The organism is Streptomyces sp. NPDC093544 (assembly GCF_040683495.1).
In the GTDB taxonomy this organism is placed as follows: Bacteria; Actinomycetota; Actinomycetes; order Streptomycetales; family Streptomycetaceae; genus Streptomyces.
In genome coordinates this window covers 134,293-161,267 of sequence record NZ_JBFBEA010000007.1, presented here as the reverse complement: position 1 = coordinate 161,267, position 26,975 = coordinate 134,293, and the positions used below count along the sequence as shown (strand labels likewise).

Annotated in this window: 18 protein-coding genes and 1 pseudogene; 8 read left to right on the top strand and 11 right to left on the bottom strand. The window is 69.7% G+C overall.

Going from position 1 to position 26,975, the window contains the following annotated elements:
- Positions 1-77 precede the first annotated feature (77 nt).
- The gene (locus AB0N66_RS12415; protein ID WP_365432174.1) at positions 78-959 is read right to left on the bottom strand and encodes an NAD(P)-binding domain-containing protein; all 882 of its coding nucleotides are present in this window, start codon (positions 957-959) and stop codon (positions 78-80) included.
- 96 nt (positions 960-1,055) lie between these two features.
- On the opposite strand from AB0N66_RS12415, the gene AB0N66_RS12410 reads away from it, so the two are divergent.
- Positions 1,056-1,415 carry a helix-turn-helix domain-containing protein gene (locus AB0N66_RS12410; RefSeq protein WP_365432171.1) on the top strand — a complete coding sequence of 120 codons (360 nt, stop codon included), beginning with the start codon at positions 1,056-1,058 and terminating at the stop codon, positions 1,413-1,415.
- Positions 1,416-1,514: 99 nt separating this feature from the next.
- Here the strand turns inward: AB0N66_RS12410 and AB0N66_RS12405 are convergent, their stop codons facing one another.
- Positions 1,515-3,056 carry a CehA/McbA family metallohydrolase gene (locus AB0N66_RS12405; protein ID WP_365432168.1) on the bottom strand — a complete coding sequence of 514 codons (1,542 nt, stop codon included), beginning with the start codon at positions 3,054-3,056 and terminating at the stop codon, positions 1,515-1,517.
- A gap of 253 nt (positions 3,057-3,309) precedes the next feature.
- On the opposite strand from AB0N66_RS12405, the gene AB0N66_RS12400 reads away from it, so the two are divergent.
- Positions 3,310-5,895, top strand: coding sequence for a bifunctional FO biosynthesis protein CofGH (locus AB0N66_RS12400; protein ID WP_365432165.1), 2,586 nt, complete (start codon positions 3,310-3,312; stop codon positions 5,893-5,895).
- A gap of 132 nt (positions 5,896-6,027) precedes the next feature.
- Complete coding sequence (locus tag AB0N66_RS12395; RefSeq protein WP_365432162.1) at positions 6,028-8,157, top strand: LamG domain-containing protein; 2,130 nt, start codon at positions 6,028-6,030, stop codon at positions 8,155-8,157.
- Positions 8,158-8,309: 152 nt separating this feature from the next.
- Here AB0N66_RS12395 and AB0N66_RS12390 read toward each other — a convergent pair.
- Together AB0N66_RS12390 and AB0N66_RS12385 are read right to left on the bottom strand one after the other, a co-directional pair.
- A pseudogene (locus AB0N66_RS12390) lies at positions 8,310-9,512 on the bottom strand (glycoside hydrolase family 27 protein); the annotation flags it as partial.
- A gap of 162 nt (positions 9,513-9,674) precedes the next feature.
- The gene (locus tag AB0N66_RS12385; RefSeq protein ID WP_365432159.1) at positions 9,675-10,208 is read right to left on the bottom strand and encodes a DUF2165 domain-containing protein; all 534 of its coding nucleotides are present in this window, start codon (positions 10,206-10,208) and stop codon (positions 9,675-9,677) included.
- Positions 10,209-10,315: 107 nt separating this feature from the next.
- On the opposite strand from AB0N66_RS12385, the gene AB0N66_RS12380 reads away from it, so the two are divergent.
- Together AB0N66_RS12380 and AB0N66_RS12375 are read left to right on the top strand one after the other, a co-directional pair.
- Positions 10,316-13,012 (top strand): tetratricopeptide repeat protein, encoded by a 2,697-nt coding sequence (locus AB0N66_RS12380; protein WP_365432156.1) that lies wholly within the window; start codon positions 10,316-10,318, stop codon positions 13,010-13,012.
- 167 nt (positions 13,013-13,179) lie between these two features.
- A complete protein-coding gene (locus tag AB0N66_RS12375) occupies positions 13,180-14,295 on the top strand; it encodes an ADP-ribosylglycohydrolase family protein (RefSeq protein WP_365432153.1) in 1,116 nt (371 codons plus the stop codon).
- Positions 14,296-14,431: 136 nt separating this feature from the next.
- Here AB0N66_RS12375 and AB0N66_RS12370 read toward each other — a convergent pair whose 3' ends face one another.
- Positions 14,432-15,991 carry a sodium:solute symporter family protein gene (locus AB0N66_RS12370; RefSeq protein WP_365432150.1) on the bottom strand — a complete coding sequence of 520 codons (1,560 nt, stop codon included), beginning with the start codon at positions 15,989-15,991 and terminating at the stop codon, positions 14,432-14,434.
- 209 nt (positions 15,992-16,200) lie between these two features.
- Entirely contained in the window at positions 16,201-16,989 is a 789-nt protein-coding gene (locus tag AB0N66_RS12365) for an SDR family oxidoreductase (RefSeq protein WP_365432147.1), read from the bottom strand.
- Between the two features lie 81 nt (positions 16,990-17,070).
- Between AB0N66_RS12365 and AB0N66_RS12360 the strand changes: the two genes are divergently transcribed.
- Positions 17,071-17,940 (top strand): hypothetical protein, encoded by an 870-nt coding sequence (locus AB0N66_RS12360; RefSeq protein WP_365432144.1) that lies wholly within the window; start codon positions 17,071-17,073, stop codon positions 17,938-17,940.
- 145 nt (positions 17,941-18,085) lie between these two features.
- Here AB0N66_RS12360 and AB0N66_RS12355 read toward each other — a convergent pair whose 3' ends face one another.
- From AB0N66_RS12355 to AB0N66_RS12340, 4 genes are all read right to left on the bottom strand, one after another.
- Entirely contained in the window at positions 18,086-18,295 is a 210-nt protein-coding gene (locus tag AB0N66_RS12355; RefSeq protein WP_365432141.1) for a DUF397 domain-containing protein, read from the bottom strand.
- Positions 18,296-18,542: 247 nt separating this feature from the next.
- Complete coding sequence (locus AB0N66_RS12350; RefSeq protein ID WP_365432138.1) at positions 18,543-19,400, bottom strand: helix-turn-helix transcriptional regulator; 858 nt, start codon at positions 19,398-19,400, stop codon at positions 18,543-18,545.
- 472 nt (positions 19,401-19,872) lie between these two features.
- Positions 19,873-20,628 carry a GPP34 family phosphoprotein gene (locus tag AB0N66_RS12345; protein ID WP_365432135.1) on the bottom strand — a complete coding sequence of 252 codons (756 nt, stop codon included), beginning with the start codon at positions 20,626-20,628 and terminating at the stop codon, positions 19,873-19,875.
- Positions 20,629-20,813: 185 nt separating this feature from the next.
- Complete coding sequence (locus AB0N66_RS12340) at positions 20,814-21,053, bottom strand: hypothetical protein (RefSeq protein ID WP_365432132.1); 240 nt, start codon at positions 21,051-21,053, stop codon at positions 20,814-20,816.
- Between the two features lie 58 nt (positions 21,054-21,111).
- Here AB0N66_RS12340 and AB0N66_RS12335 point away from each other — a divergent pair, with 58 nt between their 5' ends.
- Together AB0N66_RS12335 and AB0N66_RS12330 are read left to right on the top strand one after the other, a co-directional pair.
- The gene (locus AB0N66_RS12335; RefSeq protein ID WP_365432129.1) at positions 21,112-23,967 is read left to right on the top strand and encodes a serine hydrolase; all 2,856 of its coding nucleotides are present in this window, start codon (positions 21,112-21,114) and stop codon (positions 23,965-23,967) included.
- Positions 23,968-24,555: 588 nt separating this feature from the next.
- Complete coding sequence (locus AB0N66_RS12330; RefSeq protein ID WP_365432728.1) at positions 24,556-26,265, top strand: MFS transporter; 1,710 nt, start codon at positions 24,556-24,558, stop codon at positions 26,263-26,265.
- A gap of 64 nt (positions 26,266-26,329) precedes the next feature.
- Here AB0N66_RS12330 and AB0N66_RS12325 read toward each other — a convergent pair whose 3' ends face one another.
- Positions 26,330-26,929: a TetR/AcrR family transcriptional regulator C-terminal ligand-binding domain-containing protein gene (locus AB0N66_RS12325; RefSeq protein WP_365432126.1), complete on the bottom strand. Its 600-nt coding sequence runs from the start codon at positions 26,927-26,929 to the stop codon at positions 26,330-26,332.
- Positions 26,930-26,975 lie beyond the last annotated feature (46 nt).

The following is a 26,975-nucleotide window of genomic DNA, read 5'->3' as shown; positions in this document are numbered from 1 at the left end:
CCACCGCGCCTATCCGCGCGCCCTCCTATTGGGGACTGTGACCAGCACGGTCGCCTCTGGGGCGGCAAGTGGCCAAGTCAGTGCACCAGCAGGTCGATCACGCCCGTCAGGTCCTCCTCGCCGCTTCCCTCTGCCAGGCGGCGGCGCATCAGCTCGAAGTAGGGGCTGAGGAGTTCCGGGCTGACGCCTTGCTGCTCGGCGGTGCTCAGGAGGGTCGGCGTCCCGGCCACCTGCATGGCGAGTTTGGAGACGACACCCTTCGCGTAGTCGCCGCTCCGCAGTTGGTCGGCGGTCTGGTGAACTGCCGGGGCCATCGCGACGAGCCAGTCGGCGAGCAGCGGGGCGAGCACCGCGGGATCGATGTCCTCCTTGCGGATCAGGGCGAAGGCGTGCGCGGTACCGGCGAACATCCCGTACATGGCGCTGAGCAGGGCCACGTCGTGCAGGGCGGCGAAGCCCGCGTCCTTGCCGACGTAGGTGGTGCCGGCCGGGACGCCCAATGTTTCCTGGTGCCGCTCGAACAGTTCCCGCGAGCCGCTGTAGAAGACGTAGCCGCCGGTCTCCGGGACACCGATCATCGGCGGGACAGCCATGATCCCGCCGTCCAGGTAACGAGCGCCGCGCTCGCGGGCCCACTCGGCGCGGGCGCGGGCCTGGGCAGGGGTGCTGGTGGTCAGGTTGACCAGGTCCCTGCCGGCCAGGTCGGCGCCGGACAGCGCCTCGTCGACCGAGGCGTCGTCCAACAGGCAGACGACGATCAGGGTGTTCGCCACGACCGCCTCAACGGCGCTGTCCGCGAGCCTCGCACCCTCGGCGGCGAGCGCCGCGGCGCGGGCCGGGGTGCGGTTCCACACGGTGAGCGGGTGGCCGGCGGCGAGCCAGGTGCGGGCCAGCGCCGTGCCCATCGCGCCGAGGCCCAGCAGAGTGACGGAGGTCTTCTCAACAGTGTTCTGCGTCATGCCGATTAGGCTGGTCACAGGCTCGGAGATGATCAAGTACGCACTTCGGAGTGGGTGGTTACCCCGGGGTGAGCGAGCAGGTCAGAAGGGTGGGGCATGACGACACTGAACCGGCCGGGCGCACCGGACGGACACACGTGCGGCATCGACACCGCGATGGAGGTCATCGGCGGCAAGTGGAAGGTGCTGATCCTCTGGGCACTTCACGAGCACCCCTACCGCCGCTTCGGCGAGCTGCGTCGACTGCTTCCGGGGATCACCGAGAAAGTGCTCGCCTCCCATCTGCGCGAGATGGAGGCAGACGGCGTCGTGCACCGCGTCTCCTACGACGAGGTGCCGCCCCGCGTCGAGTATTCGCTGACCGAGAACGGCACGCGCCTCAACGCCGCACTCCAGCCGCTGGCCGCCTGGGGACGCGAGCGGCAGACCACTGAACGGTCGGAGGACAGGGCCTAGTGGCCAGGCACGGCCTGGGTGCTCAGCGCGACGGCAAGGACCCCCAGAGTCGGCACCTCCCGCTGGGACCGGGACCGCCACCCCCTCACACCGCCAAGGTCAGCGCCCCAGGAAGATCGGGTTCGTGAACGCCGCCAGCGCCCCCGGGAATGGCGGGAGCAGCACCTCGTGGCGGAGTTCGGCCCGTACGTACGCCGCGTACGAAGCTGTCGTACGCCATTCGACCGTGCCGGCGCCGTCCGCCGGCAGCGGGGCGCTGGTGAACAGGACGCCCTCGTCGGTGACGAAGCGGACCGTGCAGCCGGGTGCGCCGGTGGCCTCCAGGCGGATCGTGACCGGGGTGTCCTTGTCCACCTTCAGCCGCTCGCCGATGCCCGCGTGCTCCCCCTTCGACCCGGCGGCGGAGAAGGCGAGCGACACGGCCGCCGACTCGGCCACGTACGAGTGGCCCGCCCGGATGCCGTCCTGGATGGCCTCGCGGGTCAGGTCGTCGGCGAGGACGACCGTCTGGGGGCGGCCGACCGGGTCGGGGTCGCGGTGGGCGTCGCTGTTGCCCATGGCCGGGAGCCAGCCCCGGCCCTCCCGCACCGCTGCCACCAGCATGCCGTCCCAGTCCGCGAGGGCGACCTCGTCGTCGGGGCCGTACGCGCCGTTCCACACCTCGACCGCGTCCGCCTCCCCGAAGCCGAACTTCCAGTTGCAGCCGATGCAGGTGGCGTGCGGGTGGGCGGGTACGACCAGGCCGCCGGAGCGGCGGATCTCCCGGGCGTACCTGCCGAAACGGTTGTCGCGGGCGCGGTAGCGCCAGTCGATGAAGGTGCCGGGGTCGGTGCCGAGGGCGAGGACGTGCCCGTTGCGCGTCGTGATCTCCTCGCCGAGCAGGATCAGCAGGTCGTCCCCCGCCTGGTCCGCCCAATGGGCGTGCGCGGACTGGGTGTTGTGCTCGGACGTGTTGATGAAGTCCAGGCCCGCGGCACGCGCGAGGGCCGCGATCTCGGCCGGGGTACGGCGGCCGTCCGAGTACCAGGAGTGCAGGTGGCAGTCGCCCCGGTACCAGGCGCGGCCCCTGCCCTTGGCACGCGAGGGCGGGTACACCGGCTTCACGGCGGGACTCGGGGCCCCGTACGTGAGCGTGATCGTGATCTCGTACGGCAGTCCCTGCGGCGCCACCGTGTACGGGCCGAGGGCGATGTGCCAGATGCCCTCGCGGACCGGTCCGGGGAGGTAACCCGGCGTCGCGTCGTCCGCGCGGATGAAGAACTCCGTGCGGGCCCCACCCGACCAGCCGCGGAAGGCCTTGCCGCCCAGCTCGGTGCCGCGTTCGTCGAAGACGCCGATGTCGAGGGCGTTGCCCTGGGTGCCGGCCGGGACGGGCGGTCTGTCGTAGGTGTACGCGACCTTGATCTCCCTTACGCCCGCCGGGACTTCCACGGGGAGATACACGAAGTCCGGCGAGCCGATGGGCAGCGTGCCGCGCACCGTCCTCGTCTCCAGCTCGCTCGCGGCTTCCGCGTCATAGCCCGGTGAGAAGGTCACGCTTCCCAACGTAAGCGCGGCAGCCCCTCCCGTCACGATCAGAGCGCGTCTGCCCATGCCGTTGATTCCATCGATGCCATCGGTGCCCTGATCGTCCTCACACATGCTGCTGCTCCCAAGACGTCGTGACTGACATGGGCGGGCGGTGCGGGGTGTGTCATGGACAAGTCTCGTATTCGGCCGTGAACTGCGGTGCAAGGGAAAGGGATCCACAGCTTTCGCCTGGACGCCCACGGCGTGGCGGGCGGGGATTCCCGTGCCGGTTTCCGTCCCAGTGCCAGTCTGTAACGACCTGCCGCGTCGGAGGAATACACCTGTGCCCTGTGGCCTCTGATCACCGCGATCGTATGCTCGAAGGATGACGACTTCCGCGACCTCTGGAACCGGCCCGACCGAGAACTCCATGCGTCGCGCCCTCAAACGTGCCCGTGAGGGCGTCGCCCTCGACGTCTCCGAGGCCGCGGTGCTGCTCCAGGCCCGCGGCGCCGACCTCGACGACCTCACCGCGTCCGCCGCCCGGGTGCGCGACGCGGGCCTGGAGGCGGCAGGCCGCCCCGGCGTCATCACGTACTCCAAGAGCGTCTTCATCCCGCTCACCCGCCTGTGCCGGGACAAATGCCACTACTGCACCTTCGTCACGGTCCCGGGCAAGCTGCGCCGGGCCGGCCACGGGATGTTCATGTCCCCGGACGAGGTCCTCGACATCGCCCGCCGGGGCGCCGAACTCGGCTGCAAGGAAGCGCTGATCACCCTCGGCGACAAGCCCGAGGACCGCTGGCCCGAGGCGCGTGAGTGGCTGGACGCGCACGGGTACGACGACACGATCGCGTACGTACGGGCCATCTCGATCCGCATCCTGGAGGAGACGGGGCTTCTCCCGCACCTCAACCCCGGGGTGATGTCGTGGACGGACTTCCAGCGGCTGAAGCCGGTGGCCCCGTCGATGGGCATGATGCTGGAGACGACCGCGACCCGCCTGTGGTCCGAGCCGGGCGGGCCGCACTACGGCTCGCCGGACAAGGAGCCCGCTGTACGACTGCGGGTGCTGGAGGACGCCGGCCGGTCCTCCGTCCCCTTCACCAGCGGGATCCTGATCGGGATCGGGGAGTCGTACGAGGAGCGCGCCGACTCCCTCTTCGCGCTCAGGCGGGTGTCGAGGGCGTACCACGGCATCCAGGAACTGATCATCCAGAACTTCCGCGCCAAGCCGGACACGGCGATGCGCGGCATGCCGGACGCCGAGCTGGACGAACTGGTCGCCACGGTCGCCGTTGCCCGGCACATCATGGGCCCCACGGCCTGCCTCCAGGCGCCGCCGAACCTGGTGGACTCCGAGTACGGGCGGCTGATCGGCGCGGGGATCGACGACTGGGGCGGGGTCTCGCCGCTGACGATCGACCACGTGAACCCGGAGCGTCCGTGGCCGCAGATCGATCTGCTGACCGCGGAATCCGCGGCCGTCGGCTTCGAACTGCGTGAACGCCTCTGTGTCTACCCGGAGTTCGTGCAGCGGGGCGAACCGTGGCTGGACCCGCGGCTGCTGCCGCACGTACGGGCGCTGGCGGACGCGGAGACGGGGCTGGCGCGTGCGGATGCCGTCGTCGAGGGGCACCCGTGGCAGGAGCCCGAGGAGGCGTTCACGTCGTCGGGGCGTACGGATCTGCACGTGACGATCGACACCGAGGGCCGCACCGGCGACCGCCGTGAGGACTTCGACCTCGTGTACGGCGACTGGGAGTCGCTGCGGGAGGCGGCGGCGCCCGGGATGGTGCCGTCCCGCATCGACACGGACGTACGGGCCGCGCTCGCGACGGCCGCCGACGACCCGACCCGCCTGACCGACGACGAGGCGCTGGCGCTGCTGCACGCGGACGGGCCCGCCCTTGACGCGCTCTGCCGTATCGCGGACGACGTCCGCAAGTCGGCGGTCGGCGACGACGTCACCTACATCGTCACCCGGAACATCAACTTCACCAACGTCTGCTACACCGGCTGCCGCTTCTGCGCCTTCGCGCAACGCCGTACGGACGCGGACGCGTACACGTTGTCGTTGGACCAGGTGGCGGACCGAGCCCAACAGGCGTGGGAAGTAGGGGCCGTCGAGGTCTGCATGCAGGGCGGGATCCACCCCGACCTGCCCGGCACCGCCTACTTCGACATCGCGCGGGCGGTGAAGGAACGCGTCCCCGGCATGCACGTGCACGCCTTCTCCCCGATGGAGGTGGTGAACGGCGCGACCCGCACCGGCATGTCCATCCGCGAGTGGCTCTCGGCCGCGAAGGAGGCGGGCCTCGACTCCATCCCCGGCACCGCCGCCGAGATCCTCGACGACGAGGTCCGCTGGATCCTGACGAAGGGCAAGCTCCCCACCGCCACCTGGATCGAGGTCGTCACGACGGCCCACGAACTCGGCATCCGCTCCTCCTCCACGATGATGTACGGCCACGTGGACCAGCCCCGCCACTGGCTCGGCCACTTCCGCACGCTCTCCCGCATCCAGCAACAGACCGGCGGCTTCACCGAGTTCGTGACCCTCCCCTTCATCCACACCAACGCGCCCGTCTACCTTGCGGGGATCGCCCGCCCCGGCCCCACCATGCGGGACAACCGCGCGGTCATCGCCATGGCCCGCCTCCTCCTCCACCCGCACATCCCCAACATCCAGACCAGCTGGGTGAAGCTCGGCACCGAGGGCGCGGCGGAAATGCTCCGCTCCGGCGCGAACGACCTGGGCGGCACGCTGATGGAGGAAACCATCTCCCGCATGGCGGGTTCGTCGTACGGCTCGTACAAGTCCGTCAAGGAACTGGTCGCGGTGGCCGAAGCGGCGGGGCGGCCGGCGAAGCCGCGCACGACGTTCTACGGGACGGTGTCGGAGGAGCGGCAGGCGTCGGCCGCGGCGTCGGACGGGCATCTGCCGGAGTTGTTGCCGGTGTTGGACTGAGGGAGCCCTACGCCTGGCCGGAGACCGCCTCTCACCAGGCGGGAAAACCAATTCGGTGATGTCAGTGGCCCCTGTTAGCCTCCTGCGGCTCGTGTGATCCACGAGCCTCAAGGAACAACAGGGGATGGGCACTTGGCCAGGAACAGACAATTCGGTGGTTTCAGACGGCTGGCGGTGGGGTGCTGCGCGGCGGCGGTCGTGACCGCGGCGTCCGGCACGGCGCACGCCGCGGCGAATCTGCCGCCCGCGCAACCGGTCGTCCAGGATCTGCTGACGGAGAGCAAGCCGTGCGCGACGGGCGACGACAAGGCGTACGTCGGGTCGTCGCCCACGGTCAGCGCGGTGCTGTACGACCCGGCGGAGGACGATCAACCCGGTACGGCGAATTGGGTCGCGGGCGAGTTCGAGGCCTGGTGGACGGACTCGGACGGGGCAGAGCAGCGCCGCACGTACACCTCGTACCGGACGCTGTCGGGTACGAGGCAGGTTTGGCGGATGCCGGAGGACATCCCGGCGAACACCGTCGTCTCGTGGCACGTCCGCGCGAACGACGGCACGGCCGCCTCCGCTTGGAGCTCTGAGGGTGACGGCGGCTCGGCCTGCGAGTTCGTGCTCGACACTGCGCACCCGCAGAAGGCCGTCGTCAGCTCCGCCGACTACCCCGACAACGAGGAGTGGACGGACGGCGTGGGCGTCTACGGCAGTTTCACTCTCGACTCGCCGTCCGACGACGTCGTGATGTACCGGTACAACTTCCTGGGCGGCACCCCCCAGACCGTGCGGCCCGAGGAGCCCGGCGGCGCCGCGACCGTGCGGTACCTGCCCCTCGAGGAACGCCCCGACCGGCTCACCGTCCAGGCATTCGACCGCGCGGGCAATGGCAGTCCGGAGGTCACCCACAGCTTCTTGGTGAAGTCCGGCCGCGCCCCCGTGAACCACTGGAACCTCGCCGACGCGGCGGGCGCCACGACTGCGGCAGCCGAGTCGGGCACCGACGCGCGCGCCGGCTCCGGAGTGACCTTCGGCGGAACCGCACCGGCCGGCGCCGGCCTCACCACCACGGCCCGCCTCGACGGCGGGGACCAGGCGTTCCTGACCCCCGACGCCCCGGCCGTGGACACGGGCGGGACCTTCGCGATCGGCGCGTGGGTGCGCCCGGAGCGCACCGACCGGGACATGGCGGTGGCGAGCCAGGGCTCCGACACGGGTGCCACGCTCGGCCTGCGCAGCGGTGACGAGGGCCCGGTCTGGTCGTTCACCGTCGCCGGTCAGGTGGTCTCGGGCGGTGCTCCTGAGAGTGGCGAGTGGGCCCACGTCCTGGGCCTGTACGACGCGGAGACCGGACTGGCACAGCTGTACGTCAACGGCCACGAGGTAGGTACGAAGACGGAGGCGGCGCCCGCGGAGACCACCGATGCCTTCCGCGTCGGCCAGGGCTCCGGGCTGTCGTCGTGGCAGGGCGACATCGGCGACGTACGCACCTACGACCGGGTAGTCGTACCCGCCGAAGTCACCGAACTCGCCTACCGTCAGGCGCAGTTGCTGGGGCACTGGTCCTTGGAGACGGCGGCGGACGGTGTCAGCCCCGAGCAGGGCGGCGGAGTGCCGCTGAAGCTCGGTGCCGGCGCGCTGATCTACCGGAGCCCGGACAGCTCCTGCATCCCGGAACTCGACCCGGACTGCCCTGTGGTGCCCTACCCCCTCGTCGGTGACGGCCACCTCCAGCTGGACGGCGACACGGCCTACGCGGCCACGGACGCCGCCCTCCTGGACACCGCGGACAGTTTCACCATCGGCGTCGTCGTACGGCTGGCGGACTCCGAGCCCGTCGGCCCGATGACCGTACTGTCACAGGCCGGCGAGCACACGGACGCCTTCAAGGTGCGCTACGAGCCGTCCGTGCACGCCTGGCAGCTGATCGTGCCGGAGAAGGACGAGGCGGGCGCCGCCGAGACCGTCGTGTCCCAGATCGAGATGGCGGACGGTGGCGAGGGACAGGGTCACCGGCTCGCGGTCGTCTACGACGACGCCACCGACCAGATCAAGCTCTACCTGGACGGCTGGACCAACGCGGAGGCCACCGCGCCCCTCCCGAACGGCTGGCACAGCTCCGGCCCACTCCAGGTGGGCCGGAGCCACGTCGGCGACGGCTGGGGCGAGTATCTCCACGGCGACGTCGACGAAGTCCACGCGTTCAGCGGGGTCTTGACGGACACCGCCATCCGCCAACTGGGCTTGGGCGTCGACCCCTGTCTGTGCTGACCCCGGCAGGGCACTGAACTCGGGCCGGTCGCCCGCCGTTTCGCATGACGGCGGGCGGCCGGCCCTCTTCGTCGACGCAAGCGCGCACGCCTCTCCGGGCGTCGCGGCGAACTCGAGCTGTGCGAACCCGGCAGGCTTTGTCAGTCGCCGCGCGCCTGGATGCGGAGCATCGTGGTTCCGTGTGGGGGTACGACGGCGCTGATCTCACCCGTGGACTCGCCGGTCGTGCCTGCCCACAGGTCCTTGACCGTGTACCCGGAGGTCTTGGGGAGGCCGACGGCCGAGGCCGTGGTGCTGATGGTGGCTGCCGCGTCGGTCTCGTTGAACAGTGCGACGGCCCGGTCGCCGTTCTTCAGTGGCTTGGTGATCACGTGCAGGCCGTTCGCCGAACTGATCTCGGTGCCCTGCACTCCGAGTGGGTCCTGATCGACGGCGATGACGTCGGAGTTGCTCAGGATCTCCATCGTGGCCGGAGTCGCCTCCCGGATATCGGTGCCGATGATCAGTGGCGCCGCCATCATCGACCAGAGGCTGAACTGGGAGCGGTATTCGAGGTCGGTCATGCCCCCGTTGCCGATCTCCAGCATGTCGGGGTCGTTCCAGTGACCGGGCCCCGCGTACCGGCCGAGCTGGATGTTCGCTTTGTAGATCGACACCATGCTGCTGTAGGTGTCGGTGATGTCGAGGGTGGTGCGCCAGGAGTTGCCGACCGGCGCGGCCCAGGTCCAGGGCTCGCTCTCGCCCCATTCGCAGATGGCGTACAGGATCGGCCGTCCGGTGGCCACCAGGGCGTCGCGCATCGTGGCATAGCGCTGCGTGGCGCTCTGTCCGTCGTTGTTGCAGTTGTCGTACTTCAGGTAGTCCACGCCCCAGGAAGCCCACAGGTCGGCGTCCTGCTGCTCATGGTCGAGCGAACCGGGGAACCCGGCCACGTCGCTGCAGGTCTTGGTCCCGGCGCTGGAGTAAAGGCCGAACTTCAGGCCCTTGGAGTGCACGTAATCGGCGACGGCCTTTATGCCGTCCGGGAAGCGCACCGGATCGGCCACCAGATTGCCGTTGGCGTCGCGTGTGGGAAGCGCCCAGCAGTCGTCAAGATTCACGTACTCGTAGCCGGCGTCTTTGAGACCGGAAGATACGAAAAGATCTGCTATGCCCTTGATCATTTCTTCGCTGAATGTCGAGGTGCATTGAGTGGAATTCCAGTTGTTGAACCCCATCTGCGGAGTGAGCGCCAGACCGTTGTCCAGTGCCTTGCCCGGCGCGTTGTCGGCGGGAGCCGTGGCCAATCCCACAACGCACGCTCCCGCGGCGAGCACCGCGGCGGCCGCCACAGCCACCAGTGAACGGACGGACATCGGGCCCCTCTTTCACAGAAATCGCAAGGGTCGGGGACCGGAAGCGAAAAGATTCGAGACTGGGCGGAAAGGCACCCGCAGCGCGCCGCCCGCGTCCACGAACTTGAGTAGATCGTGGACGCGGGCTTCTATTTCTGCAACGTCACCTGGTGCGACCGACTGTCAGTCGGAGCTCCCCGACCTGCTTCCCCGTGCGCCTGCCGCGACAGGCAGTAGATGAATGACCACCAGCACGACCCCGCTCAGCAGAAACACCCGCATCGCCGCATCCAGCCCGTTCCAGTCGCCCGACTGCCACATGGAGAACCACTCGCCGCCGATACCGATGAAACCGGCGCCGAAGAGGAGCAGGAGCATCAGCAGGCCGAGGGTGGAGACGGAGCGGGCGCGGGTGTCGTCGCGGCGGGCCCATAGGTACGTTCCGGCGATGAGGACGAGGGCCGCGACCGTCTCCCACGCGATGATCGCGATGTACGCGGCGTCCTGCCAGGTGTGTGACGTGATGGCCCGCCACATCAGATCGTCGTCCTTGAACGTCGTGTCCATCGCGAGTACATGGCGGACGAACTGCTGGTTGGTGCCGAAGTCCGTGATGTTGCCGAAAGCGACAAGGGTGATGTAGAGCGCGACCGTGGCGGTGAGGAGGGTGGAGGTGAGGTGGAGGACAGTGGAGTGGGGGGTTCTGGAGAGCGGCATGTTCCCACTATGGCCGACGTGCCGAACGGCCAACACCTGGGTGTTTTCGGGCGAGTTGGGTCAGACTGGAGACCGGTCCGGACGGGCGATGGGGAGGAGTCGGGCTAATGGTGCGGGCGCGTCCGTCGATGCGGGAGCTGATCAGGGACCGCGGGCGGCGCGGGTTCGTCGGGCGGGGGGCCGAGCGTGCCGCGTTCCGGGAGAACCTGGAGCTGGCGCCGGAGGACGAACGGCACCGGTTCCTGTTTCATGTGCACGGGAACGCGGGGGTCGGAAAGAGCTTCCTCGTACGGGAGTTGGAGCAACTCGCGCGGGAGCGCGGGGCGCTGACCGCCTACGTCGACGAGAGCGTGGGCAGTGTTCCCGAGGCGATGGCGGGCATCAGTGACCGGTTCGCGCGGCAGGGGCACCGGTTCAAGGAACTCGACCGGTTGCTGGCCACTCACCGGGAGCGACGGCACGAGGCAGAGTCGACGGTCATGGAGACCGTCGAGATGCTCGAACCCCAGCCGTCGCCCGCGAGCATGGCCGCCGCCCGCGCGGGCCTTGTCGGACTGGGGCTCGTGCCCGGCGTCGGGGCGTTCGCCGGTGCCATCGACCCGGCCCAACTCGCGCAAGGAGCCGACCGGTTGCGTGCGGGGCTGAGTGCCCGCTTCCGCAACCAGGAGGATGTGCAGCTGGTGCTGTCGCCCGAGCGCGTCCTCACACCTGTCCTGCTCGCCGAACTCGCCGATGCCGCCGACGCAGCCCCCTGGATCGTGCTGTTCTTCGACACGTACGAGCGGACCGGCCCCTTTCTCGACGGCTGGCTGCACGACGTGATGACGACGGACCGGTACCGCGGTTCGCTGCCGGCCAACACCGTGGTCGTGACGGCAGGGCAGCGGGCCTTCGACACCGGCCGCTGGGGCGGCTTCGCGGACTTCGTGACGGACCTCCCGTTGGGGCCGTTCACGGAGGCCGAGGCGCGAGGGCTGCTCGCCGGCAAGGGCGTGGTGGCGGAGCCGGTCGTCGAGGAGGTGCTGCGGCTCACGGGCGGCCTGCCGGTGCTGGTGTCCACGCTGGCCGAGGCGCGGCCGGCCGACCCGGACGATGTGGGCGACCCGAGCGCCACCGCCGTCGAACGGTTCCTGAAGTGGGAGCAGGATCCGGTACGGCGGGCCGCCGCGCTCGCCTGTGCGTTGCCCCGGCGCCTGGAGGCGGACATCTTCCTGGCCGCCGTGGGCTGTCCGGAGGAGGAGGCCGACACGTTGTTCGGCTGGCTGCGGTCGCTGCCCTTCGTCAGCGACCGCGGGGACCGGGTGCAGTACCACGACGTCGTACGCGCCCCGATGCTGCGGTTGCAGCGTCGGCACTCCCCACGCCGCTGGGCCGAGCGGCACGCGCGGCTCGCGCAGACCTTCGCCGGATGGCGGGCGGAGGCTGAAGTCGGCCTCGATACGGATGAGTTGTGGGCGGACGAAGCGTGGCGGGAGTTGCGGCTCGCGGAGTCGTACCACTTGCTGTGCGCGGGGGCGCGGGCTGCGCTGCCGGTGGTGCTGCGCGATGTCGCCGACGCCTGCGGCCAGGACGACGTCGTGGGCCGGACGTGGGCGCGGATGCTCGTGGAGGCGGGGGAGGACGGGGACGCGGCCGACGTCGGCCGCTGGGGACGTGACCTCCTCGCCGCCATCGAGGACGGAATCCACGACGCGCTCGGGATGCTGCTGAACCGGGGAGGACTCGACATCCGGGGGCAGGCGGTGGTGCGGATGCTGCGCGGGCGCGTGCTCCGTGTCAACGGCGACTTCGAGCGGGCCCGGGCCGAGTACGAGCAGGCCATCGCGCTCGACCCCGAACTGGCGCGGGCGTACTACGGCCTGGGTGTGACCCGTGCCCATCAGGGCGAGTACGAGGCCGCCATCGCCACATTGGACCGGGCCGACGAACTCGCGCCCGGCACGGCCGAGATTCTGTTCGTGCGAGGCGACTACCACCGGATGCTGGGCCACTCGGATGAGGCGATGCGGGACCTGGACCGGGCCGTCGCGCTCGACCCGGGATTGGCGGGCACTTGGGCCGCCCGGGGTGTCGCCCGGTACAGCATGGGCCAGACCGACGGGGCCCTCGCCGACCTGGACCGGGCGCTCGAACTGGACCCGGCGCACGTCTGGGCGCTGGTGCGACGAGCGCGTGTACGGCGTTCGCGCGGCGAGCATGTGGAGCAACTGGCCGATCTCGACAGGGCGGTCGAGCTGGGCCGCGAGCAGGCCTGGGTGGCGTGCGAGCGCGGCGACGCCCTGCGCCTCGCGGGCCGCCGCGAGGAGGCTCTTGCCGACTACGACCGTGCCATCGGACTCGACGGCACATACGCGTCGGCGTACGCGAGCCGTGGTGTCTGCCGGAACGGACCGGGCGGGCCCGACGAAGCGCTCGCGGACCTGGACCGGGCCATCGCGCTCAGGCCGGATTACGCCTGGGCACTGTGCCATCGGGCTGAGATCCATCTCCAACAGCACGAATATGAGCGGGCGTTGGCCGACGCGGACCGTGCTGTCGAAGGGAACCCCGATTACAGGTGGGCGCACACCGTCCGAAGCATGGTGCTCCTTGAACTTGGCCTCCTCCCCGAGGTGTTGGAAGCCATGTCGCACGCCGTCGAGCTCATGCAGTCCGAGCCATGGGGTTGGGGAGATCTCGACAGGCTGACACGGGTGCGTGACGCACTCATTCACGACCCCGTCGCCGACCGAGCCGCCCTTACCCCACTCCTCGACCAGCTCAGCGTGGCGCTCGACGCCCTTCAGGAGCGGGGCCCGGAGTAGCACCCGGCGCCCCGTCTGGGCCGCATTACGGAGAATTCGGGTCGAACGCCAGTCAAAGGTGATCGGTAGCGCCACATCTCGCATACCGTTCCGGCCCTGAACTGACCGTTCCCGGTCGATTACAGTGCTGGGCAGTCGGACGTGCGGACGGTGGCTGGGAGGTCTCGGTGGGTGCGACAGCCGGTGCCGTCTGGGGCCGTGCCGAACAGCAGGACTTCCGTAGCCGGGTGCGCGGAACGCTGCTGGGTACGGCCGTCGGCGACGCGCTCGGTGCGCCTCTCGACGGGCTCAGCCTGGAGGAGATCCGGGAGTCGTACGGCGCCGAGGGCCTCACCGACCTGACCTTCGGGCACGGCAGGCGGGGCGCCGTCACGCATCTCACCCAGCTCACGCTCTTCACCCTCGACGGGCTGGTCCGCGCCCAGGTACGTCGTGACACCGGCGCCTGGCACCCGCCCACCGACCTCCACCGGGCCTACCGCCGCTGGGCCGCGACCCAGAGCGACTGGGGCCCCGACGAGCGCCGCAAGGAAGACGGCTGGCTGGCCCGCGAGGAGTGGCTGTACGCCCGCCGCGACCCCGCCCGCTCCTGCCTGCTCGGCTTCGGCGACGAGACCATGGGCACGCTGGACGCCCCCAAGAACCCGGGGGAGCCCGGCCCCGAGGCCGCCGCCCGCTCCGCGCCCTTCGGGCTCCTCGTCGGCTGGGAGCCGCAGCTCGTGATGCAGCTCGCCGTCGAGTGCGCCGCGCAGACCCACGGGCACGGTACGGCGTACCTGTCGGCGGGGGCGTACGCCGTCATCGTGCACGGGCTGGCTCGCGGCGAGAGCCTCGACGGGGCCGTGCAGCGGGCCCAGGGGATGCTGGCCGCGCGCCCGGGGCACCAGCCCGTCACGGAGGCGCTCCAGCACGCCCTGGGGGCCGTGCGGCAGGGCATGCCCACGGCGTCCCGGGTCGAGGAGCTCGCGGGGGAGGGTACGGCGGAGCGGTTGCTGTCGGTCGCCGTGTACTGCGCCCTGGTCGGGGAGGACATTCGGCATGGGCTGTGCCTCGCGGTGAACCACGGTGGGCCCTCGGGGGCGGCGGGGGCCCTCACCGGGGGGCTGTTGGGCGCCCTGCATGGCGAGACGGCCCTCCCGCCGGCCTGGCTGGCCGAGCTGGAGGGCCGTCCCACGATGCTTGTCCTGGCGGACGACTTCGCGATGGAGATGACGCAGGGGCCGGCGTTGCACGGGCCCGGGGGGTCGTCTCCCGGGTGGCTCACCCGGTATCCGCGGGCGTGAGGGCGGAGGGTTTTTCGCCCCCTCCGCCCCTACCCGTCCCGTACCTGGGGGCTGCGCCCCCAGACCCCCGCTTTCGGCCTGAACGGCCTCGTCCTCAAACGCCGGACGGGCTGAAAGATTTCCAGCGGCGGACGGGCTAAAGGCCGGCGCCTGACGGGCTCGTGGTGCCCGCCTGGCTGGGGATCGCGGCCGCTCCCGCCGACCCACCGTCGTCGCTGTTGATCTTCGCGATGAGTGCGTCCCGTTCCGGGGTGTCCTCCGGCTTGATGTATCCGATGAGGATGTAGAGGACGAGGGAGACAGCCAGCGGAACCGATATCTGGTACTGCAGCGGCACGCCGCCGTCGACGTTCCAGCTGATCGGGTAGTTGACCAGCCAGAAGGTGAGCAGGCCGACGCCCCAGCTGATCAGGGCGGCGGTGGGACCGCTCTTGCGGAACCAGGGCAGCAGGCCGAGCATCAGCGGGATCGCGATCGGGCCCATAAGGCCGGCGACCCACTTGATGACCACCGTGATGATGTCGCCGAAGAAGGCGGAGTTGACCTGCGTCGCGATGGACATCGAAAGGCCGAGGAAGAGCAGCGTGGTCAGGCGCGCGGCCAGCAGCCCGGCCCGGGTGTCCCACTCGCGTGCCTTCTTCGAGACGGCGGGCATGATGTCGCGCGTCACGACGGCGGAGATCGCGTTGGCGTCGGAGGAGCACATCGCCATCGTGTGGGAGAAGAAGCCGACGATGACCAGGCCCAACAGGCCGTGCGGCAGCAGCTTCTCGGCCATCAGCGCGTACGAGTCCGACGGCACGTCCGTCTTGATGACCAGCGGCGCGACCCACATGGGGAAGAACAGCACCAGCGGCCAGATCAGCCAGAGCGAGGCGGACAGGATGGCCGAGCGCGTCGCGGACTTCGCGGAGTCGGTGGCCATGTAGCGCTGGGCCTGGTTCCACATGCCGCCGTTGTACTCGAAGGTCTTGATGAAGAGATAGGCGATCAGGAAGACCATCATGTACGGGCCGGCCAGCGGCTTGGTGTGGCCGTCGAGCGCCGGGGCGTCCCAGACGTTCCACAGCTGGTTGAAGCCGCCCAGCTCGGACAGGACCGAGACGAGCATCGCGATACCGGCTATGAACTGGATGACGAACTGGCCGAGTTCGGTGAGCGCGTCGGCCCAGAGCCCGCCGACCGTGCAGTAGATGGCCGTCACCGCGCCGGTGATGAGGATGCCCATGTTGAGCGAAACGCCCGTGAACACGGACAACAGGGTCGCGATGGCGGCCCACTTGGCGCCGACGTCCACGATCTTCAGCAGCACACCGGACCAGGCGAGGGCCTGCTGGGTGGGCAGGTTGTACCGGTTCTTCAGGTACTCCAGCGGCGAGGCCACGTGCAGCCGTGAGCGCACCCGGTTGAGCCGCGGGGCGAAGAGCTTCGCGCCGATCGCGATGCCGATGGCGATGGGGAAGGACCAGGTGACGTACGACGTGATGCCGTAGGTATAGGCGATCGCCGCGTACCCGGTGAACATCACCGCGCTGTAGCCGGACATGTGGTGCGAGATGCCGGACAGCCACCACGGCATCTTTCCTCCGGCCGTGAAGAAGTCGCTGACGTCGTCCACCCGCTTGTGGGACCAGACGCCGATCAGGACCATCACACCGAAGTAGCCGATGAGCACGGCCCAGTCGAGACTGTTCATATGCCCCCTCCCAGGGTCCGCCTTGTGAACTGCGATGACACGCGCAGCACTTCTCCGGTGCAGCCCAAAGAGGCCACGAAGTGCCCGCTCATCGTGGGTTCGGCGGCATGGCGGCGACAACAGCCCGTATGGTCAAGAGGGAGTAAAAATGTTCTGGTTGCTGACCTCGGTTCATGTTCATGAACAACTGGAGGGTGTCACATCGGCAGCTAACGCATTAATTCGCCCGCGTTCACCAGCAGCGACTGCCCTGTGATCGCCCGAGCCCGGTCGGACGCCAGGAACACCGCGGCGTCCGCGACGTCCCCGTCCGTGGCCAGCTCGGGCAGCGCCATCCGCCCGGTGAGCCGCGCCAGTACCTCCGCCTCCGGTACGCCCTCGGTGTGCGCGGTGAACTGGACGTACGCCTGGACCGGCGGCCCCCACATCCAGCCCGGCAGCACGGTGTTGACCCGTATCCGGTGCGGGCCGAGCTCCCGGGCGAGCGAGTACATCGCACTCGTCAGCGCGCCCTTCGACGCCGCGTACGCCGCCTGCCGCACCTGTGAAGGCGCGGCCACCGCCGACTGGGTCCCGATGACGACGACCGAGCCGCCGCCCGCCTTCAGCGCGGGGAGGCAGGCGCGGGTCATCCGCAGCGTCCCCAGCAGGTTCACGTCGATGATCGACTGCCAGGTGGCGAAGTCGGCGTCCTCGAGGCCCCCGAAGTAGCTGTCCCAGGCGGCCACATGGACGACGCCGTCGATCCGCCCGAACCGCTCCACCGCGAGCGCGGCCAGATCCTCGCACTGCCCCTCGTCCGTGATGTCCGTGGCCCGGTACGCCGTGTGCGCGCCGTCCGGATCGAGTTCGGCCGCACACTTGGCGAGATTCGCCTCCGTACGCGCCCCGAGCACGGCGTTGCCGCCGTCCCGCACCACGGCCGCCGCGACCTGATGGCCGAGACCGGCTCCGACCCCCGACACGACGATGGTCCTGCCCGCGAGCAGTGCTGACATCGGACGCCTCCCCGGCTATGGCACATTTCCTGACGGGGCGTCAGAGTATGGGCGTCCAACGGAGGAAGGAAGGGGAGTGACGTGAGCGAGGAGACCCGCAGCGAGGAGACCCGTAGCGAGGAGACCCGTAGCGAGGTGTACGCGGAGCTGGCCGCCGTCGGCCCGTACGGCGTCCACCCGGGCCATGCCCTGATCACCATGGTCGAACCGCATCCGGGCCACGAGTACGCGTACAACCGCTGGTACGAGGACGATCACTACTACGCCGGCGCGATGGCGATGCCCTGGATGTACGCGGGCCGCCGCTGGGTCGCCACCCGCGATCTCCAACTCCTGCGCCACCCGGAGAAGTCGGCGGTCGCCCAGCCCGTCACCGCCGGCTGCTACCTCTCCACCTACTGGGTCACCGACGGCCGCTACGACGACCACATGAAGTGGACCGTCGGCATCAACAAACGGCTCAATCGCGACGGCCGCGTCTACCAGGACCGTACCCACGTGTTCACGGCCTTCCAGGACCACGAGGCCACCGTCTACCGGGACGGAGCCGCGGGCCCCCGTGACTTCCACGCCCTCGACCACCCGTACGCGGGCCTGGTGTTGCAGGTCATCGACGCCGAATCCGCCGAGCAGCGCGCCGAGTTGCTGGAATGGCTGCGCTCCCGGCACCTCCCGAAACGGCTCGCGGGGTCCCCGTCCGCGCTGGTCACGATCTTCCGCCCGACCCCGCTCCCCGGTGACCGGATGACGTACGTCAAGCAGGTCGAGGGGGTGGATACGCGGCTGACGCTGCTGTGGTTCCTGGAGGCGGATCCACGGGACTGCTGGGAGGGCTACTTCGCCGGGATGGACACGGCGGTCGCGGAAGTGGGCCTGGGGAAGGTGGAGTTGGTGGCGCCGTTCATCCCGACGGTGCCGGGGACGGACAAGTACGTGGACCGGCTCAGGTAGAAGATCGTGTAGACGATCGTAGAGCGGCGCGGTGGGGGAAAAGCCGAGCCCCCTCGGCTAGGACGGCGGGCCAGTCGAGAGGGCTCTGTCGGTGGTGCGTATGCGGTTGGTCATTGCAGTTGTGGTGGTGGGCGGTACCTGTGCATCAGTCGAGGTCGGAAGTACCCCGGCTCACCTCTGCCACGAAGGCGTTCCACGAACTTGCGGGAAACGCCAGCGTGGGGCCCCCGGGGACCTTGGAGTCCCGTACGGCCATCGCCGCGAGAACGGGGGACTTGACCTCGACGCATGCGCCATTGCCAGTGGAATACGAGGACTTGGTCCAGGTGTTCTGCGCGCCTTGCTGGATTGCCATGTTCACTCCGGTAGCCAGTTGTTGAGTTGCTGTCACCGCACAACGGGTTCCTTCCGGAACCCGCGGGTCGGTTTGCGCCAACGTTGTTGCTTGATGGCGTGATCGACGCTACTCGCCAACATCGGCAGGCGAATGAAGTATTCACTCGACCGGATGGCATATTCCAATGGAGCTTCCGCTCGGGAGTGACGAAGGTGTAGAGTCCGGCACCCTCGCGACGAGGGTGCCCCTCTGAGTCTCGCGAGTCTCAGCGTGCGTACTCTTTCGCGATGTCCGCGATGAACTGCCGCGACTGCTCCACGTTCAGGGCCTGGGCCCGCAGATGCTCGTACATCACGCTGTACTTCTGGACGTCGTTAGCCTTCTCCAGATACAGGTCGCTGGTGACACCCTCGATGTAGACGACGCTGGAGTCCGCCGCGTCGGGGAACTCCAGGATCGCGTACTGCCCGTTCAGCCCCGGATGCGCGCCCATCTCGAACGGGATCACCTGCACCGTGACGTGCGGGAACTGCGACTGCTCGACGAGGTGTTCCAACTGCTCACGCATCAGGGAGCGGTTGCCGACGACCCGGCGCAGGGCGGCCTCGTCGAGGACGGTCCACAGGCGGAGCGGGTTCTCCGGGGCGGAGATGCGTTCCTGTCGGCGCAGTCTCACCTGGACGCGCTTCTCGATCTCGCCTGTCGCGGTCTCCGGTAGCGCACCGGCGATCAGAGCCTCCGCGTACGGCCGGGTCTGCAACAGCCCGGGGACGACCTGGGGGTCGTACACACGCAGGCTCGCGGCGTCCGTCTCCAGACCGATGTAGACGCTGTACGGGATGTCGCCGAAGGAGTGCCACCAGCCCTGCTGGCGTGAGTCCTTGGCCATCTGCATCAGCGAGTCGACGATGCGGACGTCCTCGACCTCGTAGACCCCGCAGAGATCGCGGACATCGCGTTGGCTGATACTGCGCCGCCCGTTCTCCAGACGGCTGATCTTCGACTGGGAGACCAGCAGTCGCTCGGCGACCTCTTCGGCCGTCATGCCCTTGAGCTCACGGAGCCGGCGCAGCTCCTGGCCCAGCCGGCGCCGCCGGACGGTGGGATTGACACTTGACGCCACGGGACGTGCACCTCCGGCTGCGAACCTCTACTTTGCGTATCTGCTGTTGAGCAGACTGCCACCAAGGTGCTTTCTACCGCTGGGAAACCGTGGATATGCGCTGGGTGGGCGCCAGTTAGGGGATCTGGCTGGTAAGAGCGCCTGGATGCGCGGGAGTACGCGCGCGTGAGCATGTGCGCGCGGGTACGTTCGCGCGCGTGTGTGCGCGTGGACAGGTCCGCGTGGGTACGTCCGCGTGTGTTCCTGCGCGTGGGCACGTGATCGCGTGTACGTGCGCCCGTGTCCCGCGCGGCCGTATATGCGGCCGCGCGGGGCGGTGAGGCCGTGTCGTCGTCCGGACGTACGGTCTCATCGCCCCGCGCGAGCCAGCGGCTCCCGGACCGGTTCCTGGGGACTGCGGTGCGGCGCTGGTAGTGCGGTCGTACGGGTTCTGCGGTCCTGCGGTGCTGCTGTTGTGCCGTGGTACTGCGGCTCAGTGGGCCACGGCGCGCGCCATGGAACTGTGGCGCGGTTGCATCGGAACACCGCGGGCGGGTTCCGGTGCGGACCTGACTCCGGCGCTGGCCGGACGGCCTGCCGGTGCCGGGCTCCGGCGTGGCTGTGCGGCCACACCGTTCTGGACGTCCATGACCGCGTGTGCCACGAGGCCGCCCATAGGGTCGTGCCTGATCAGATCCCGTAGCCGGGAGCGGGACGAGCGTCCCTCATTACCCGGATACAGGTGCTTGCCGAGTCCGACCGCGTGGGCCAGTGCGGCGAGCGCCGCGGTCCGCGGGTCCGGCGGAACGCCGGTGCGGATCGCGCTGTCCAGCCGGGCCTTGATCTCCCGGCTGATCGCCGTGTCCGTCGCTTGGTAGCGAGTCGTCGGCAGCACCCCGCACATCTGGCCGGCCACGGCATGAACCATGCCGCACCTCTCCAGATGCGAGAGATAGGTCTGGCGCAGCCCCAGGCGGGGTCCGCCAATCCAGTTCACTGCGCGTACGGGTGCTCCGCGTCGGCGAAGCAGTTCCAACGCACAGTCCAGTGTTGGATCTCCAGTCGGCCGTGGTACTACCACGGCGATACGATCCCCGTCCGGGGCTATCCGTCCGGCCAGCGCCAGCTCCACTAGCTGTGCTCCGGCCAGACCGAGGTCGAGCGACTGCGGCTGTGCGGTGGTACCCGTGGTCGGGTCCAGCGCCAGCAGAAGAAGCTCTTCCGGAATTGATCTGCGGCTCCTGCCCATCCATGCCTCCCCGCGTGGATGAATGACAGGGTGACCCCTCTCACATTCATCTGTCGAGAGGGCGTGACCGGTTCGTAGTGGAACCGGTAGGTATGTCGTTCTCGTCTACCGCGGGGGACATGCCCTCACACAGGACACTGGTACATGGTTCGGACAGCGGTGTCCGGGCGGCGGTTCACGGGTTTTCACGCGTTTTCACGGTTCGGATGGGCGCACTGCGGGTGTGCGCCGCAGGAGGAGGCATCGGTGGCGGGCGAGTCCCCCGACAGGTCGAAGCAGCACGAGTCGTCGGCGACGGCATCGTCGGGAGAACCGACGTCGGGGACGGCGGCCGCGGTTCCGGGTCCTGTGCGGGGGGTGGGGCCGGCTTCGGCTTCGGCCCCGGTCGACCCGCGCATGGCGGTGGCCCGCGACAGGGCTGCCACGGTGCGGGTCGATCAGGCCACGGCGGTGTTCTCGACGCGGGCAGTGAGGGACGGGGCGGTGAGCGCGTCCGACGGTGCGGACGGGGCGGGCTCCGACGGTTCGTCGGGTTCGGTCCCGTCCGGTGCGGTCGGCCAGGGCCCGGAGGGGGCTGAGGGTCGCGCTCCCGGAGACGCGCGTCTCCGGGAGGCGGTTGCCGCCTGGGTGGCAACCGCCGATGACGACACGGAGAAGTCCTCGGGGGGTGCCTCGGGGGACAACGGGGGTACGAAGGCTGGTGACGGCGCGGACGTTGCCGCTGACGCGGGTGCGGTGAGCGCCGTGTCGGGTTCCGGTGCGGGGTCCACGCCGGAAGCCGGGGGCGATGGCGACCCGGCGGACCGTGACGGCTCCTCCGCGAGTGACGCCTCCGCGCGTGACGGTGCGACGGATGCCACCGGTGCCGGTGCCGATGGGGAGCGGGAGGGCGAAGCCCTGCCCGAGACGGGGGCCGAGACGAAAGACGCCGACGGGGCCGCGAGTGCGGCGGGTGCCGCGACGGAGGGCGCTGCCGCGTCCGGGTCCGCGAGAGCGGCCGGCGCCGCCACAGCCGACACGGAGGGCGCTCCCGAGTCCGGGACCGCCGACGAGCCCCAGGCTGCCGCCGGCGCCGAGAGAGCGCCGTCGAGCGTGTCCGTAGGCGACAGCGCTGCCGACGTGGGGCCTGCGGCCAACGACGCCGACAGCACCGGCGCTGAGCCTGAGGCGGACGCCTCGCCGTCCGCCGCGGCTGCCGCTGCCGCGAGCGCGTCCGCGCGCGGGACGGCTGCCAGGGCCGAGCCCGGCACCAACACCGGTCCTGGCGCCAGGACCGGCGCTGGTACTGAGCCGGAGGCGGACGCCCGCGTCGACTCTGATGCCAAGCCCAAGGCGGAGGCCTCGTCGTCCGCTGCCGGGAGTGTGTCGGCGCGCGGGACGGCTGCCAAGGCCGGGCCTTGCGCCGGTACTGAGCCTGAGGCAGACGCCGACGCCAAGCCCAAGGCGGACGCCTCGCCGTCCGCTGCGGCTGTCGGGGCGGAGCATGCGTCCGGGCGGGACGTGGGCGCGGAGTCTGCCTCCGAGGTTGGCGCGCAGGCGTCCGTGCGTGACGCAGGCGCCGCCCCGAAGGCCGCCGACGGCGCCTCCCACGAGGCATCGGACGGGCGCGCGGCCGACGACGCGGTGCCCAGCACGAAGGGCTCCGCCGCCGCTGCCACAGCCCCCTCCGAGGCCCCCCAGGCCCCCCAGGCGGCCAAGGACACCCCCGGGCACCCCCAGGTGGACCAGCCCACCGGAGTCTTCAGGGCTCCGCGTCGGCCTGCCGTGGACCAGCCCACCACCATGCTCAAGCTGGGCGACACCAAGCCGCCCACCGACAAGCCCAAGGCCGCAGAAGACAAGCCCAAGACCGCCGACAAGCCCAAGCCCGAGTCCCCCGCCGAACGCACCAGCAAGTTCGTCGCCCTCAAGCCGCTCGACGAACCCGCCCCGGCGAGGCCGAAGGCCAACCCCGGCGTCCCCGGGGGCACCGCGGCCCTCCCGCAGGTCGGCCCCGACCGTCCCCAGGTCGGCCCCGAGCGCACCACCCAGCAGCCCCTGCCGCCCAAGCCGCCGCTGGATCTGCTGGCCGAGCTGACGAACACGCCGCCGCCCCGGCAGACCCCGGTGCGGACGATCGTGCGGCGGGTCAAGATCTGGACCCCGCTGGTCGTTCTGCTCGCGGTGATCTTTGCAGTCGTACAGGCTGTGCGACCGCTCCCGGCGGCGGCCCTCACGCTCACCGCCGACGCGACTTACACGTTCGAGGGCGGCACCCTCGACCTGCCCTGGCCGGGGCAGGGCCAGTCGGCGATCGAGGTCGAGGGCGTCGGCAGTCTCGGTACCGACGGCAAGCAGACGGCCGCGCCCATCGCGAGCGTCGCGAAGATCATGACGGCGTACGTGATCCTTCAGGAGCACCCGCTGAAGGGGAACGAGGGCGGCGAGAAGATCACCGTCGACCAGCAGGCCGAGGACGAGTCGAAGAACGTGGACGAGTCGACGGCGGCCATGACGAAGGGGCAGCAGTTCACGGAGCGGCAGATGCTCCAGCTGCTGATGATCCCGTCGGGGAACAACGCGGCACGGCTGCTGGCCCGTTGGGACTCCGACAGCAAGACCTTCGTCGGCAAGATGAACGACGCCGCCAAGAAGCTCGGCATGACGAACTCGACGTACACGGACCCGAGCGGTCTGGAGAAGACGACGGTGAGCACCGCCACCGACCAGCTCAAGCTGGCCAAGGAGGTCATGCAGAACCCGGTGTTCGCCGGCATCGTCGGGATGGCCAGCGCGAAGATCCCCGGGCTCGACGGCATGATCTACAACAACAACGACCTGCTGGTGAAGCAGGTCGGCGTGACCGGTCTCAAGACCGGTTCGTCGACGCCGGCGGGCGGCAACCTGGTGTGGGCCGCGACCAAGACCGTGAACGGCAAGACCCAGACCGTCTACGGCGCGGTCCTCGGCCAGAACGCGGGCACGGGCAAGGTCTGGGACAGCCTCCAGCTGGCCCTCACCAACAGCCAGAAGCTCATCGACAAGGTCCAGCAGAGCCTGACGTCGGCCACGGTGGTGAAGAAGGGTGACGTCGTCGGCTACGTGGACGACCAGCTCGGCGGCCAGACCCCCGTCGTCGCCACCAAGGACATGACGGCGGTCGGCTGGCCCGGCCTGAAGACGAAGCTCGCGATCGGCACCGCAAGTGGCGATACGGTTCCGCACTCGGGCAAGGCGGGCACGGTCGTCGGTGAGCTGACGGTCGGCGACGGTTCCGACCACGCCGTGACGATCCCCGTCGCGCTTCAGTCGGACCTCGCCGAGCCGGGCTTCGGCGCCAAGCTGACCCGCGTCAGTTGACCCGCGTCCAGTTGAGCGGGCGTACGCCGGAGGGCGTGGCGAGCACCTCGTGAACGCCCTCCGAGCGCCCCGCACCTCGCCGATGACGCCCCACCCGGGCGCTCACCGGCGGGGTGCGTGCTAGCGTCGCTAGGCGGCCTGGTCGCGGGCCGCGGGTCCCGGCCGAGAACGGAAAACGGGACACGGGAGTGCCTTGCAGTGGCGACAGCGGAGCCGACACACGCCGATGACGCCGATCCGGGCAGCCCAGGATCAGGCCCGCGAATACCACTGCCCGCCGGTAGGCAGAACGGCGAAACCCGTCCGCACGATGACGAGTTCCGTGAGCGGAACGGCGTGTCCCGCCCGCAGAACGGCGAACGCCGCCCGCAGGACAACAAGCCCCATCGGCACGACGACGAGCCCCGGCGCCACGACGACGAGCCCCGGCGCCAGGACGACGAGCCCCGGCGCCAGGACGACGAACGCGGCCCGCAGGACAACGAACCCCGTCCGCAGGACAACGAACCCTCTACACGCGACGAGGCACTGCCTCCACGCGACGAGACACCCTCTACACGCGACGCGAAGTCGACCACCCGAGAACCCCTGCTGACCCGTCTCCTCCGGCATCCCATCATCGTCGCGACCGTCGTCGCCGGCGTACTCCACGTCGTCTGGTTCTTCACATTCGCGAACAGTGGCGGGGACCTGGCGGCGCAGGACGCGTGGGCGGAGTTCGTGGGGCAGCATCCGGACTCGGCGTACAACCTCGCCTGGTACGGCGGGATGCACCCGGTGTCGTACAGCGTGGTGTCGCCGTATCTGATGTCGGTGCTCGGTGTCCGTACGACGATGATGATCGCGGGGACGCTCTCGGCGAGCCTGCTGACGCTCATCCTGATCCGCAGCAGGGCGGTACGGCAGCCGCTGTGGCCGGCCCTCGCGGGCGTGTTCGCACTGCTCTGCAACGCCGCCTCGGGCCGGGTGACGTACGGCCTGGGCATGCTGTTCGGGCTCGGCGCGGTCGCCGTCGTCTTCTGCTGGCCGTACCGCTGGCGCTACAAACGCTGGGCGAAGGCCCTGTGCGCGGCGCCGCTCGCCGCGCTCGCCACCGCCTCGTCGCCGGTGGCCGGCCTGTTCGTCGGCCTGGTCGCGGTGGCTCTCTTCCTCCAGAAACGCCGTCCGGGCGCGTACGCCCTCGGTATCGCGCCGGCCGTCGTGGTGGCCCTCTCGGCCTGGCTGTTCCCCTTCTCCGGCACCCAGCCGATGGCCATCGGCTCGGCGACGCTGCCGTTCCTGTCCGCGGTGGTCGTCTACCTCCTGGTCCCCAAGGAGTGGAAGACGGTACGGATCACGTCAGCGGTGTACGGCCTCTCCGTACTCCTCGTCTGGCTGATCAACTCCCAGATCGGCTCCAACATCACGCGGCTGTCGATGCTGTTCGCGGGCGTCGTGCTGATGGCCGCGCTGCCGTTCACGATGCCGCGCTCGCGCAAGTGGTACGCCATCGTCCTCGCCTTCGTCGGATTCACCGGGTGGATCGGCTTCAAGTCGGTCGACGACGTCGTGCATACGACACCGGCGGCGTCCTGGGCACGCGAGCTCGCCCCGCTGGTCAACGAACTCCAGGTCGTCGGCGCCGAGAAGGGCCGCGTGGAGGTCGTCCCCTCCCGCTCCCACCGTGAGGCCTCCGCCCTCGCCCCGTACGTCAACCTCGCCCGCGGCTGGAACCGCCAGGCCGACATGGAGCGCAACCCCCTCTTCTACGACGACACCCTCAACTCCGCGAACTACCACGAGTGGCTTCAGCGCTGGGCCGTCCACTACGTGGTGCTGCCCAAGGGGGAACTGGACGGCGACGGCGGTGAACGCGAACGTGAGCTCGTCCAGCGCGGGATGCCGTACCTCAAGCAGGTCTGGGGCGACGCCAACTGGCAGCTCTTCACCGTCACCGACCCCGCGCCGCTCGCCGAGCCCAACGCCGTCGTCGACCGGGCCGAACAGGGCGAGATGACCCTTGAGGTGAAGAAGGCGGGCCGCGTCCTCATCCGCATCCCGTACTCCCCGTGGCTGAGCGTCGTCGACGCCGACGGCAAGAGCCTGGAGCCGCCACAGGAGACCGAGGCGTCCAAGAACCGCGAGGACGACGACACCCCGAAGACGTACGACAACCCCAACGGCTGCCTGACCCAGGCACCGGAGAACGCAACAGGCGACAAGTGGACGGTACTGCTGGCCCCGAAGCCGGGGACCTACCGCCTGGCGGCGCCGTACCAACTCCCACGGGGGACACCGTGCCCGGAGGAGCTGCGGTAGGGCGACGGGGATGGGTTTTCGCCCCCGTCGCCCCGTCGCCCCCGCCGAGAGGTAGGCCGCTCGATCAGCTGTGGAGCAGCGCGGGCAGCAGCGACTGGTCGACACATCTGGTCAGGTAGTCGGTGTCGGCGGGCATGCCTTCGAGCATCGGACGGGTGACCATCACGCTGAGCAGGATCTGCGGCAGGAAGTCGGTGGCGGACGGCCGGTGGGACAGCTCGCCACGCTCAACTGCTCGGTCGACAACCTCAATGAGATCCGCGAACCAAGGCTGCACCAGCGTTTCGCGCATCGCCTCGGCGAGAGTCTCATCGGTCAGTACGGCGTGTCCGAGCGCGGCGAACAGCGGCACGTCCTTCTCCCCGTGGGGACCCAACACCTGTGCCATGGCCAGCAGATCGCCGCGAAGCGTACCGGTGTCGATCTCCTCCGGCTTCATCGGCCGCGTGGCGTACAGCGCAGCCGCCACGATCTGCGGCTTCCCCGGCCACAGCCGGTAGAGCGTGGCCTTACTGCAGCGTGCCCGGGCCGCGACCATGTCCATCGACAACTCTTCATAGCTGACCTCGCGCAGCACGTCGATGGTCGCGACCAGCAACTCGGCCTCCCGGTCGGGGGTCATCCGAGGGCGACGGATCGCCTCATCGCCGTTGGCGCGTGACATCAGCACTCCATTTGATACAGAACAGTTTCGTACCAGAATTGTAGGT